The sequence below is a fragment of the Sporosarcina sp. Y1004 genome (assembly GCF_057669665.1).
This window is the reverse complement of sequence record NZ_JBYHFQ010000004.1, coordinates 60,856-74,082: the sequence shown is the minus strand read 5'-3', so window position 1 is coordinate 74,082 and position 13,227 is coordinate 60,856. Positions and strand designations below refer to the sequence as shown.

9 protein-coding genes and 1 pseudogene are annotated in these 13,227 nt (G+C 36.3%); 3 read left to right on the top strand and 7 right to left on the bottom strand.

Annotation, left to right across the window (positions count from 1 at the left end):
* Positions 1 to 682: 682 nt before the first annotated feature.
* The 5 genes from AC25Y6_RS04330 to AC25Y6_RS04310 form a co-directional block, all read right to left on the bottom strand.
* Positions 683 to 2,041 carry an arsenic transporter gene (locus tag AC25Y6_RS04330; RefSeq protein ID WP_488142156.1) on the bottom strand — a complete coding sequence of 453 codons (1,359 nt, stop codon included), beginning with the start codon at positions 2,039 to 2,041 and terminating at the stop codon, positions 683 to 685.
* A gap of 385 nt (positions 2,042 to 2,426) precedes the next feature.
* The gene (locus AC25Y6_RS04325) at positions 2,427 to 3,098 is read right to left on the bottom strand and encodes a DUF2642 domain-containing protein (RefSeq protein WP_488142155.1); all 672 of its coding nucleotides are present in this window, start codon (positions 3,096 to 3,098) and stop codon (positions 2,427 to 2,429) included.
* A 119-nt stretch (positions 3,099 to 3,217) separates the two neighbouring features.
* Positions 3,218 to 5,143, bottom strand: a complete 1,926-nt coding sequence (locus AC25Y6_RS04320; RefSeq protein ID WP_488142154.1) for a DUF2642 domain-containing protein — start codon at positions 5,141 to 5,143, stop codon at positions 3,218 to 3,220.
* A 79-nt stretch (positions 5,144 to 5,222) separates the two neighbouring features.
* On the bottom strand, positions 5,223 to 5,714 hold the full coding sequence (locus AC25Y6_RS04315; RefSeq protein ID WP_482100783.1) for a hypothetical protein: 492 nt from the start codon (positions 5,712 to 5,714) through the stop codon (positions 5,223 to 5,225).
* 431 nt (positions 5,715 to 6,145) lie between these two features.
* Positions 6,146 to 6,298: a hypothetical protein gene (locus tag AC25Y6_RS04310; protein ID WP_488142153.1), complete on the bottom strand. Its 153-nt coding sequence runs from the start codon at positions 6,296 to 6,298 to the stop codon at positions 6,146 to 6,148.
* Between the two features lie 158 nt (positions 6,299 to 6,456).
* On the opposite strand from AC25Y6_RS04310, the gene AC25Y6_RS04305 reads away from it, so the two are divergent.
* Positions 6,457 to 7,542 (top strand): CotH kinase family protein, encoded by a 1,086-nt coding sequence (locus AC25Y6_RS04305; protein WP_488142152.1) that lies wholly within the window; start codon positions 6,457 to 6,459, stop codon positions 7,540 to 7,542.
* A 71-nt stretch (positions 7,543 to 7,613) separates the two neighbouring features.
* Positions 7,614 to 7,994 (top strand): SET domain-containing protein, encoded by a 381-nt coding sequence (locus tag AC25Y6_RS04300; RefSeq protein WP_488142151.1) that lies wholly within the window; start codon positions 7,614 to 7,616, stop codon positions 7,992 to 7,994.
* A gap of 503 nt (positions 7,995 to 8,497) precedes the next feature.
* Here AC25Y6_RS04300 and AC25Y6_RS04295 read toward each other — a convergent pair.
* Complete coding sequence (locus tag AC25Y6_RS04295; protein WP_488142150.1) at positions 8,498 to 11,596, bottom strand: purple acid phosphatase family protein; 3,099 nt, start codon at positions 11,594 to 11,596, stop codon at positions 8,498 to 8,500.
* 458 nt (positions 11,597 to 12,054) lie between these two features.
* Here AC25Y6_RS04295 and AC25Y6_RS04290 point away from each other — a divergent pair.
* A pseudogene (locus tag AC25Y6_RS04290) lies at positions 12,055 to 12,265 on the top strand (tyrosine-type recombinase/integrase); the annotation flags it as partial.
* A 140-nt stretch (positions 12,266 to 12,405) separates the two neighbouring features.
* Here the strand turns inward: AC25Y6_RS04290 and spoIIP are convergent.
* Positions 12,406 to 13,197: a stage II sporulation protein P gene (gene spoIIP, locus AC25Y6_RS04285; RefSeq protein ID WP_482105290.1), complete on the bottom strand. Its 792-nt coding sequence runs from the start codon at positions 13,195 to 13,197 to the stop codon at positions 12,406 to 12,408.
* Positions 13,198 to 13,227 lie beyond the last annotated feature (30 nt).

Genomic DNA, 13,227 nt, shown 5'->3' with positions numbered 1-13,227 from the left:
TCACCTTTATTTATATTTGTGTTAAAACCCCTATGGAACAGGCTTAAGAATGACTCGACTTGATTAGTTCTGTACTGTTTTATATGGCTTTATATAACTCAAGACATCATTGCATCATTAAATCTCTTTATTCAAAGTTAAATGGAATTATTGTATTCTAGAGCTGACCAAGAATTATCGTCAATAATCGTTAAATTTTATTTACAGTGGATTATTAGTTCCTTTTCTTCCGATAACTACATATACATACAAAGAACGACTACACATAAGAAAGTATAGTTAGTTCAAATCTGAACCTGTACATTCTTATTCTGTGAGCCGCGTCGGTAAAATAATCAGTTGACGTTCCAATAGATCCTCGATTATTGCTGATACTCTACTAGATGCAGAAGTTCTGAAACTTTTAACAACCCACCCCACAGCAATAAATTCTAACAAAAGGATCCTTATTAATCACATCTGAAACCCCCTAGCTACTTTTCTATTCTGTATGGTAGGGAATAAGACGTTATTAACGATGGGTTCTTTATGCATTTTTGGAGTTTTCCCTAAATTTCAATTGGGGCTTCTTACTTGCAGGTAATTAGTTATCGTTGATTTTCCCCTACAATATATAGTAGCAGGAAATATTTTCATCTGAATATTCCCTGCCCCACTACATATAGACTTTTATATAGTAATCTTAATTCGCAAAAACCAATTGTACCCAAAAGTATAACAATGTCAACGTTACGATTGTTGTTATGGGAATGACAATCAGCGATACGCTTAAATAATCTTTCCAAGTAACTTTAATCTTATTTCTTCTTAAGATACTCATCCAGATTAGGGAAGCAAGTGTACCAATAGGTAACAGTAATGATCCCATATCGCTACCTATAATATTTGCAAGATAGATAGTCTTTAATGTGATTGGATCCAGCCCCATTTCAGTTAAGGTGATTGTCCCAATCATTAATGCCGGGTGATTATTAAAGATATTCGAAAGGATTGAAACTAGACCTCCCATGATAAAACTCGCTTGAAGTAATCCTTGATTTACAATTGGTTCACACCATTGCACTAACAATGCTGTAAGTCCCACATTATGCAGACCATAAATAATCACATACATTGAGAAAGCAAAAATTAAAATGTGCCAAGGAGTTTTTTTCAAGATATCCACCGGGTTAGTCCGTAAATGATACCATCTCCACAAAAGCAGGCTGGCCGATCCAAGCACCGCGACAATTTCAATGGGTATATTGACAAAAGAGGCGACAAAAAGAAGGCAACGCATTACAAAGACAAACATCAATATCTTCATCATAAATTTTGTACGTTTTTGTTTTGTTTCAACAGAAATTTTTGTTTTCAAAGGGTGGAAATTTTTAGTGAAAAAGGATTCTTCTATTTCCATGGCAGAATCAGGCAGTTTTTTCGGTAGTTTACTCCTTACTACCATATACATCAAACACGACATAAACAACAATCCTATTGTTGCCGGGACAAACATCATAGCCGTATGCATCCATAGTGACATTTGAACAATTTCCAAAGCGATCAAGTTGACGATATTACTTACGCCGATTGGCGCACTGGACGCAGTTGCAATGAGGGCTCCACTTAACAGATAGGGTATTTGTTGATGGGGTTTAAGTTGAAGATTTTTGAGTAATAGAATTAAGATAGGCGTTGTAATTAAGATACTCCCATCATTATTAAACAAGAGTGTCATCAAAAAACATAACAACTGGATATACCAATATAGACGGTGACCTGAACCCTTCGATAAATTAGCAAGTCTTGCAGCTGCCCAGTGGAAAAAACCGAAACTCTCTAGTATTACAGCCATGACAATCGTAGCCATGATGGTTATGGATGCCCCACCAATTTTATCGATGATATCCACAACGTCTGCTTGCGATACTATTCCTGTTAGTAGAATTATGGCTGCACCAATCGATGCCGGCCATGCCTCATTCATTCCTCTAGGCCTCCAAAATATGACTAGCATAGTCGTTAAGAAAACCAAACTGGTGATACCAATTTGAAAACTCATACATATACATTTCCTTTCTTTTTTTTGTTTGTCCGTTTCCTTGATATAGCTATCCTTTCTTTTTTTTGTTTGTCCGTTTCCTTGTATGTATATTCACTTCAATTTATTAGAATCGGGATGTATGTCCAAACCCATTGAAATATATATTTTTTAATCTGCAGAATTTCCCCATTAAAATGGACAACTGTTCGGAGCGTCGATTTCATGCTTACAAAACATATATATAGATGAAGGCTAACTACTTAGAGATCTTGTCCCAAAAAAAATAGACTGTCGATAGTTTCTCGTCAGCCTAAAAAGGGTTACCGTTCTTCCTATTTCATTATAAAGGCGAAATTCTAATGAACCGCCGTTGGCATTAACAGAATGTACCACGGATTTACACCTAATATATTGTCTTAACATGGTCAATGTTTAGATAAATGACATTCTCCCTAGCTGTTTGAACCTCAACGATTTGATCTTCGACATTATTTACTTTCCCTAAGAAACTTTTATTCCCATCAGTATTAATAACAACAATTTTATTTTTGAACTTTTCAACTTGGGCCTCAAAATTGCTTGCTAAAGAATCATTATTCGATTGTAAGTTAATGGTTTGGTTATCCGCTTCGTAAGGTCTTTCATTTTGAGCATAAGGAATTAGCCACTTCAGATGATTTAATGAAATATACATCGTTTTATATACGGGAGATTGGAATACGAAATAATTATTCATGATACCCGAAATATAACCATGCAGGGGCTGACCTCCCGTGACATAGATTTCAATATACTTACCTTTCGCTTGTGTAAGAACCTCTCCGAAAGATAAATTTTCTTTATTTTCTCCGGTAGTGATACTAGGAAACCCTATAGGTTCCTCTATTTCATTTTCATTATCATGATCAACCTTGAAGTTTTGGATATGATTTAATGGAATGTAGACAAAATCTGTCCCGTTAAAAAGCACAATCATATCGCTTCCTAAATCAATAACAGTACCATGAATTATTTTTTTCCCAGAAACTTCGATTTGCAAAACTTGCTTGATAAGGCTTTGAATAATCTTATTCAAGTCTATTCCTCCTTCTTAAATTACTATTGAAATCCCATTAAAAATAGACTGAACAAACTATGGTGATTTTTATGCCTAGCAATTATTTTCAAAAGGCATCCAATTCACTTATAGAGCCGTCAGTCTTTAAATTCATGATACATCTTTCCTGCGTACTTCATTAAAGCAAGGTACTGCTCTTCGTCTGGTAGATTTATTTGTTTCTCAGCTATATGAAAGCAATTTGTTTCAGCATGCTTCATTAGGGCAAAATATTGTTTTTCTAACATTTCTTTTTCTTTTTTGGGGTTAATATGAGTTGTGGGTAGTCGGTGGGCAGATGTTCCAGCGGAGACAGGCTCTTCTTCTAAATTCACGCAATCCCAGTTTGGATACTGATCATTTAACGGTTGGATTGATGAATTAATAGGCTCAGAAAGATGTTCCCTCTCTACGGTGACTTCCCCACAAACTGGTAATTCATATTCCTTATCGAAAGTTTTATGATTTGCAATTGTATGTTGATCATTACTTACGATACTCCATGCGGATAGCAGTAATCTTTTTTTAATACATTTTACCCTTGATTGTGTGGAAACTAATTGCTTTTCCCAACTAACTTGATTACTTGATTCCAATACACATGTATGATCCTCTTCAGGCAAAAATTCATTATTTTTTTTCAATAGATCATGTTTAACCAACCGCGATGAAGCTTTGGGATTTTCTTTAGTAACATTTTCAAATTCAGTTCCCTTATCAGCTGAATCTTCTATAAGAGGGTCATCCAGACCTTTTGTTGGTTTAGTTTCGTTTATTGTTTGAGTTTGTTCGATGACCACTTGCTCCTCAACCTGACATACTTGCATTTCTACAACTGAGGAGTCACTCTGTTCCATTGGTTCATCATCTGTATGAACAATGAAGCCCTGAATAGCTGTTTCTTGAGTGATGCCTTCACGTCGCTCAATTTCTGAATCACTATTCAATATTTTTTGTTTAAGCGTTTTTAATAATAAAGCGTAGATTTCCACTCTAGTTTTCGGATCAACTTCTGGCTGTTCACTAATAACATTTTTTTCTTCCGTTACCCCTTCAGTAGACATCTTCAAAATAGGAGCTTCTACAGCTATTATGCGCTCAATTTCTTTTGTTTTTTGTGTATGATCACTGGTAATCTGTTCTTCAATAAGAGGGTCATCCAGACCTTTTGTTGGTTTAGTTTCGTTTATTGTTTGAGTTTGTTCGATGACCACTTGCTCCTCAACCTGACATACTTGTATTTCTACAACTGAGGAGTCACTCTGTTCCAATGATTCATCATCTATATGAACAGTGAAGCCCTGAATAGCTGTTTCTTGAATGATGCCTTCACGTCGCTCAATTTCTGTTTCCCTATTCAATAATTTTTGTTTAAGCATTTTTAATAATGAAGCGTAGATTTCCACTCTATTTTTAGGATCAACTTCTGGCTGTTCACTAATAACATTTTTTTCTTCCGTTACCTCTTCAGTAGACATCTTCAAAATAGGAACTTCTACAGCTATTATGCGCTCAATTTCTTTTGTTTTTTGTGTATGATCACTGGTAATCTGTTCTTCAATTTGACAATCTTTCATTTCCAATTCTTCCTGTTTTTTAATTAAGAAAATCTGCTCTTCGGATATATTGGATATATAGGATTTAGGGATATTTAGGATTTCCGAGTTATTTATTAAAGTAACATAATCATCGGATATTCTGCTTAACACCCCGAAAAGTGCCCGGTCGCTCAAATTATTAATGGATACCCAGTTATATCTTAATGCCTTCAATACATCTGCTAAATAATTTTTGTCGACATAATGAATAATTTTAGAAGAAATATATAAATCCTTAGCATTTTTTGAAAGAGCCTGAATGTGTTGGAGTGCGAAATAAAAAACGTTTTGGTTCACCTCAACAACAATGTGGTCTTGTTTAACATCTAGCAAAATCCCTTTTATAAACTGATTGTCAATTTGTAAAATACTAATTTCCTTATTGATAAGGCCGCCTAATGCTTTTTGAAACTTTTGCTCATTCAATTTCATGGCCCTCCTTTATAGAATAGCGCCGCTTCTAACTTACAGAAGCGACGAATGTATTAAAAATTAATTTATTCTTTTACTTCGAGTCTTTTGATTTATTATTATCTTTTCCTTGATTACTACCCTCTTCTGCTTTCGCTTTTTCAAGCTTGACTCCGTAGCTTATGTTACGGATGTGAAACAGGGAAACACGAATTATTTCTTCATTAGCGACAATTGTTATAAAATCATCAGCAACAATGTCCATTATTCCCTCTAGTGTTTCTGGTCCCCCGCGGTTAATTTTTACCCATCGAAGTGTTAATTTCCCCAATACACCCTTAAAGTCTTTAGCTTGAATGTACGTAAAGTTTTCTGGAATTTCAACGTCGAGTTGCACTTGATCTTTTGCATTATAAGTTAGGCTTTTGATGTGCTGTGTATTGTAATAAATAATTCCTTCGTCGGCGTTTAGCAAAGTAATGTAATCCTCTTCAACTGCCAGCAACTTACCGACACGTGATTCAGGTCCTCCTCTATCGACTTTAATCACTCTATCAACTAGCGAGTGTATCATTTCCGTATTCATAAATCTCCAACCCCCCTTTTATAGTCTCCTGCTATCTATATGTATCGTGGGTTAGTCTAGTGATGGTCAAAAGCCCAGTTTAGAATAATGGGTCAAGTACAAAAGTCTTTAATTTCAAATTTGGGTAAGCCATTATATAGAAGAAAGCACAAAAGGACCCCTAAGTTGCCGCAGAATCATTCGGTAAATCATACTTAGCTCTCGAAAATTGAGGTGATAGATTCAAACTAAGCGAACACTCTTGGTTATCAAGTGGGTTCGCTTAGTTTCTTTTATATTGGGCTAATCATAATTAGGTGGTGGATAGGCAACATAGTAGACTCTATTTTGTATTAGGTAGATTGCCGACACAGTAAAAGTATTATTGAATACACTGATACTAGACTAAAAAAAAGGTGGGATATAAATGGCAAAGAAAAAGAAAGGTAGAGCTAGTCGTTCTTCATCGTCAGGCTCGTCGTCATCACATTCTTCATCGTCAAGATCGTCGTCATCACGTTCTTCATCGTCAAGATCGTCGTCACCACGTTCTTCATCGTCAAGATCGTCGTCGTCACGTTCTTCATCGTCAGGCTCGTCGTCATCACGTCGTAAAAGTCGTCGTTAACTATCCAAAATAAATAAACTAACTACTTTCACTTGATCATTCACTCATTGATCAAGCGGAAGTAGTTATCATCATCAAACAATAGTTGGCATATCACTTGATAAGCGGATTGAATAATAGAAAGGAAAGAGGTTTATGCCCTATCTAATTCCATCTTATTCTTTAAAAATCGAGGAAGAAAATTTAGAAGAATTACGGGGAGATTTATGGAACAATGAGCCTGTTCCTGCCGATTTGGTAGTGGAGGGTGTCACCTATGATATCGACATTGCCTATCGGGGCTCTTATACACGAAAATTTCGTAAAAGATCTTATCGGATTGAGTTCATAGATCCAAAAACATTTTCCGGGGCCCGTGAAATTCATCTAAACGCTGAGTACAAAGATCCCTCTTTCATCCGAAATAAGCTTTCTTTCGACTTCTTCCATGACCTCGGTGTTTTAGCACCACAAAGTCAACATATTAATTTATCCCGCAACGGCTCTCATAAAGGTGTCTACCTACAATTGGAATCCGTTGATGAATTTTTCTTGAAAAAGAGAGGTCTTCCAATGGGTCCTATTTTTTATGCAGTGAACAATAATGCCAACTTTTCCTTGATGAGGGATGAAAAGATGAAAGCGTCGCTTCTTTCAGGTTATCAACAAGCGTTTGGAAAACAATCGGACAATGACATCCTCCAAGAACTTATTGTTAAAATAAACACCATACCACTTTCTGATTTCTCTAATGAAATTTCCCAGTATATTAATATTGATACTTTTTCACGCTGGCTCGTAGGAGCTGTATGCACAATGAATAATGATGGATTCACCCACAACTTTGCGTTATACCATAATAGTGAGACAGGTTTGTTTGAAATCATTCCTTGGGACTATGATGCAACTTGGGGTAGAAGAATCAACGGAGGAATCATGTCGGCCAATTACGTTCCAATTGAAGGTAAGAAGAACAATCATCTCCTCTACCTTCTTATGCGCGTCCCAGCATTTCGTAAACTTTATAGAAATATCTTGGAAGAAGTTTTGGATACTAAATTTACAGTTGACTATATGGAAAGTAAAACAGTTGCACTACATGAGGCCTTACGACCACACATCCTTCTTGACCCTTACAAAAAGAAGGCTATAGATATATTCAACAGCGAACCCGATTTCATCTATCAATTCATTCGTGATCGCAACAGCTATTTGAAAAAACAACTAGTGAATTTCAAATAAACGAGCACTCTCTTTAATGTCCTTTATTCGATAAATATATTGATCGAAAACCGCTGAAAGGAGATAGTTTGGTGTTACCAATATGTATAAAAGATACTGAAAAGTACGGTAGAGGGGTATTTGCTACACGCGATATTAAAACTGGTGAACTCATTGAGGTATCACCTGTTTTAACATCAAGTAAAGATGACTGGAAGTATCTAAAGAAGACAGTACTGGATGATTACTGCTTCTCTTGGGGTGACAATTACGAACATACAGCAATTGCTCTTGGATATGGATCGCTTTATAACCACTCTTATACTCCAAACGCAATGTTTACTAATAATATAGACAATCTGTCAATCGACTTCTATGCAATTTCTGATATTGATGGTGGCCAGGAAATCACTGTCAATTACAATGAAGATTCTGAAGATAAATCACCATTATGGTTCGATGTTATAGATTAATAATTTTAGGGTTACACATGATAACAACTTGTGTAACTCTTTTGTTTTCAAAATGAACAGTGCATACTTCAATATTCGACATGCTTTGAATTTGCACTGACTGTTGCTGCAGCCTTCCTTATTACCGCAATTGTCCTGTTTAGTTCATCCTCAAAATTCCCGATTCCTCCAAGTTCAACAACGAGGAGAGAAGAATCGAGATCCTGATTGTATTTCCCATCTAATTTTCGTTTCTAATATTTCTATTCCTTCTTTCAGAAACACACCCGTTAGTCTGACTCCAGCGACCACGGTGCGTCGCTCCCTTACAGGAAGCATTCATGGGAGATTAATCCTACGGAGGCATGATTTTAAATCGATAACACTTTACAGAGAATAGTGAGAACTAAAAAAAAGGTTAAATATTTATTTTGAGGCAAGCATACAGGTATGTCTAGATTGTAAAGGTATAATTTACCTCGAAAAAAATGCAGTTCCTGGTATTGGAACTGCATTTTTCATGATTATTTATTCTTGTTTTTTTTACCATAAGTAGTTACTTGTACATTCTCGTCGCCCCGAATTTCAACATTGCTTCCTTCAATAATCACTTCTTTAACTTTCGTACCTTTAAAGTCGATGATTGTAGCAGCGTCTTTTTTTGGCTTAATTTCTACTGTTGTATTTTCAAACCCTTCCCCATGGAATTCTGCATATTCACCTGTGAACACAACACCATTTTTAATGTTTGATGCTGCATCGAGTGAAACTGATACACTTGGATCATGGATCATTAGTTTTCCAGTAAAGTAATCCTGATAATCATATACTTTTTCAGGAGTAATCGTTTCTTCATCTGTTTCTTCATTTGTTTCTTCTTCCGTTTCGTTATTTACTGTAGTAACGAATTCCATATCCCAGTAAATGTCAGAACTTGTCGGACGGTCTTGATGAACTTCTGCAGCTAAAACGTTTGTACCCTCAACTAGGTGAGCTAAATCTTCTGCATCTAATGTAAATGTTTCATATCTACTTTCATCCGCAACATTTGATCCTCTTAAATCTGATAAATATTTGTCATAACCAATTTCGCCTTCAGGTAAGTTATGTCTGCCAATTTCTTGACCATTCAAGTAAAGAATAACACTATCGTCAATTCCGAAATTAATGTTAGCCATATCACCAATCTTAGATAAATCCTCTACTTCAAATGTTGTTCTGAAATAGTAAGTTGGAATTTTATTACTTGAGTCTGGACCATAGCCAATCACTGTATTCACACTACCGAACATTGGACGATTTTCTGATGCTGAGTATCCAAGTGGTGCTAATCCACCCTTCCAGTTACTATCATCGAAATCTGGCGCTCTCCATGCTGTGCCTTGATTCGATCCATCATCAAGATATTTCCAGGTACTCCATTTTTCAAAAATAGTTTGTTCTGCATGCTCAACGATTTCAAGAGTTAGCTTCTTTGTTGTAAATGTTTTCCCTTCATTTTCTACTTCTGCCCACACCTGCACCTCACCAGGCTTAACATCTGCTTCAACGGTTACTTTTCCATCTTGAGAAATAGAAAGTTGACCTTCTGGATTTGTTTTATACGTAATATCATCGTGAGTAACATCGTACACGCCACCATTAACATTTTCACCTGTTACGTTGAGTGAAACTTCTGGATAGAATGTGGATGGTTTTGTTGGAACTACATTACCCGATGCTTCAAGAGAAACGGACTCAAGTGCCGGAAGTACAATTTCAATTGAAGGATCTTTTACAATTTTATACGCATCTGTTACTTCCATTGTATCTACGCGATAAGTCGTAAATTCTAAACTAGTTGGAGTTACTTCGATATTCGTAAATGTAGGCGTTCTTAATTGTGCTCTTTCAGCTGAATAAAATTCAGGTTCTTTTAAAGTATAATATTTACTACCACTTGAAGAGTTTGCAGTTAAAAATAATGTACCGTCTGGATTAATGACACTCCCATCTTCGTCAATCATTTGACTTTTAAGTGGTTGAAGATTCTTCATTTGATAGGTTCTAACGTAAGAATGATCATGTCCCGATAATACGGCGTCTATATCTAATTCATCAATCGTTGGTACAAGGTCTTCTCTAAATTTAATAATGCTTGATGATAGAGAATGGTTTGCTGCACTATACATGGAATGATGAAATACAACAATCTTCCATTTTACATCTGGATTTGCCGCAACTGTTTCTTGCATAAATTGAGCATGATCTGTTGCGTTTTTGTTATTTGAATTCAAGTTCATGATAAGCGTATCGCCATTTGTGAAATAATAATCTCCACCAGCACTATTTGAATTGCCTAGTTCTGGATTTTGATTTGGCGTATTAAAATGATATTCATAGGTTTTAGAGGTATCATGGTTACCAATTGTTGTTGCAGTAGGATATTGTTTCAGTTCTTCTGGTGCAAAATATCCTGTGTACTCTTCTTCAGAGTCTGCTTTATTTACTTGATCCCCTGCTGATTGTATAAAGCTCGTATTCGGAAATTTTTCAATTGCTTTATTTAACGTGTTTACCCATCCAGCTGTGTCACTAGGAATATTACCTGATGAACCTATTTGTGGGTCCCCAGTGAATAGGAAATTATATGAATCTGTTTCCTGAGTGTTAAAGCTATACGTTTCTGACCATTTTCCATTGCCATCGCCTAAACGATAGACGTATTCTGATGAACCTTCAATATCTGTAATCGTTGCTTCATTCGCTTGGTATCCTGAAGATGCTTCTGCTAGAGTCGCTTCTACTAATTTTGTGTTTTCGAGATTGCCATCTACTACCTTCGCATATTCAATCACACCCGGTACATCCGTTTTTGGAGAATACCAAGAGAAATTGCGTGCTGTTTCATCTGCCCCTGGAGCAAAAGAAATATAAGATGCATCATAGACAGCTGGGTCCACAAAGATTGATTTAAATTCCATGTCGAAAAATACATCCGAGCTAGATGGTCTGTCCTGATGTACTTCAACAGCAAGTACATTCGTACCCTCTACGATGTAGGACATTTGATCTGCAGTTATATTAAATGTTTTATCGTTGTTTTCATCTGCATCGTTAAATCCAAAATCCTGAACGTAATCGTCAAATTTAATCTCTTGATCTTCAGGAAGATTAAATCTGGCAATCTCATTTCCATTTAGATAAATAATAGCACCATCATCTATACCTGCTGTGATTAAACCTGAAGTACTGATTTCAGATAAATCTTCCACTTCAAATGTCGTTCTGAAATAGGATGTTGCATGCTTGTTACCTGAATCGCTACCATATTCAATAATTGTAGCAATATTACCAAATGTACCGTGATCCTCACTTGCGGGATAGCCTAATGGTGCAACTCCGCTTTTCCATTCGCCATCATTTAAATCCTTTTCCTTCCATGCCGTACCTTGATCCGTTCCATCATCAAGATATTTCCAGGCGCTTGCTCTTTCTAGTAAAAGCTGGTTTGACTGTGCTTCAGCTTCTTCTGCTGCGGCTGTTCCTACAAATGGACTTAAGTTTGAAAGTACCATTAATAATACGAGGACAACTGAAAAAAAACGAGGCAATGATTTGTTTTCCTTCATTACAGATACCATGCTTCCAACACTCCATTCTATTATTTTTCCGGTCCGAGATTAGTCGGAACGTACGCCTGTAACATTAATGGAGTATTGTTAAAAATTTGTTCGTTAAATGTTAAGTTTTCGTAAAAGTCGAATAATCAGGAATTTATTCCTTAGTACTGAATCTAGTACTAAAGTAAAAGGTGAATTGATTATTTAATAATAGATTTACTAACAAATACTAGTGAACCCAAGTAACAATTTATCAGAAAAGGTCTTTCATCAGTTCAATAAACTGATGAAAGACCTTTTCTGATAAGTTATTTCCGCAGAATAAAGATTAGTTTTTCCATTACACTATCTGTTACTGATTCCACACTATATAATATCCTACAATTTCATTATCCTTAGTATCTGATCTCGGCAGTTGACCTTGACAGGTAACCTACCGAACGAAGACTACTCTAAATCAAAGCGGGATAAAAAAACGATTATCTCCACATAGCCTAAGACACACCCATACTTCCCTACTTGAGGTGGCCGGTGTGTTTACCTGAAATCATGGCTAGACTCGGTCACTAAAGCGATAGGACAACGACGGGTATATATTTGCATGTCACTAAAGAACGGAAACGTGAAGCATCCTCGAAATTTGGTTATCTTATGAGGAAGCAAAAAACCAATCAGGACATGAGTAACTGATTGGTCACATATGCTTGTACTCACATCCAAATTCTGTCACGGTATCAGAATAAAAAAACATCCCACAAAACCATTGATACCACAAGGTTTCAATTCAATTTTACTTCTATGAATTAAAGCGTAGAACAGCGCATACTTCATTATTCAACATGCTTTGAATTTGCAATGACTGTTGCTGCCGCCTTCCCTAGTACCGCAATTGTCCTGTTTAATTCATCTTCAGCGTTCCCGATTCCTCCAAGTTCAACAACGAGGAGAGATGAATCGAGATCCTGATTGTATTTCCCATCTACGCCTGCTCCGTGTTTCATTACCAAGTTACGGGTAATTCCAGGGACAAGAAGTTCCATTTCGTTTTTTAGTAGAACTGCATTTGCACGATTCTGTTTATAGTTCGGGTGTTCCATTCCTATAACAAACGCTACTTTTGCGTATTTTTGGTCATTATGAGAAATTGTGGTTTTCTCTGGACCAACGGAATCCCTATGCAGGTCAATTATCAAATCATACTTTTTTTCTTGTAATTGTTTTTTCACGTGTGGCCGAATTTTTTTATAGGCACCGCTATGAGGCACTTCAACAGCTAACATATCCGTATCAATACCATTAAACAGTAATTGCGTTTGAAGTTTCTCTCCAAACTTTGTAATATTCTCCGTTTGATGTGAGACGGCAATTTTACCATTTTTCGCATGTGTAACAGGCTTATATGCCTCGTGCGAATGTGTAAAATACAGCAGCGCTTTTGCTTTTTCTTCCGTCACTTGAATCGTTTCCTCTTCCATAATATTTGCGGCGTATACCATGTATGGAGATTCTTTCACGAGGTTGGAAGATTTCACTGTCTGTCCCTCAGGCAGTGTTGTGATAAACACAGGGAACAGAAAGAGAAATAAAATAAGTGTGCCCCATATTTGCAGTGTCTTTTTCAAATGGCATCCCTCCGTGTTCCAACTATATGC

Excerpts from the sequence above, each read along its gene's own strand:
- AC25Y6_RS04330 (WP_488142156.1), bottom strand. The coding sequence starts at position 2,041 with ATGAGTTTTCAAATTGGTATCACCAGTTTGGTTTTCTTAACGACTATG.
- AC25Y6_RS04315 (WP_482100783.1), bottom strand. The coding sequence starts at position 5,714 with ATGAATACGGAAATGATACACTCGCTAGTTGATAGAGTGATTAAAGTC.
- AC25Y6_RS04310 (WP_488142153.1), bottom strand. The coding sequence starts at position 6,298 with ATGACGACGAGCCTGACGATGAAGAACGTGACGACGACGATCTTGACG.
- AC25Y6_RS04305 (WP_488142152.1), top strand. The coding sequence starts at position 6,457 with ATGCCCTATCTAATTCCATCTTATTCTTTAAAAATCGAGGAAGAAAAT.
- AC25Y6_RS04295 (WP_488142150.1), bottom strand. The coding sequence starts at position 11,596 with ATGGTATCTGTAATGAAGGAAAACAAATCATTGCCTCGTTTTTTTTCA.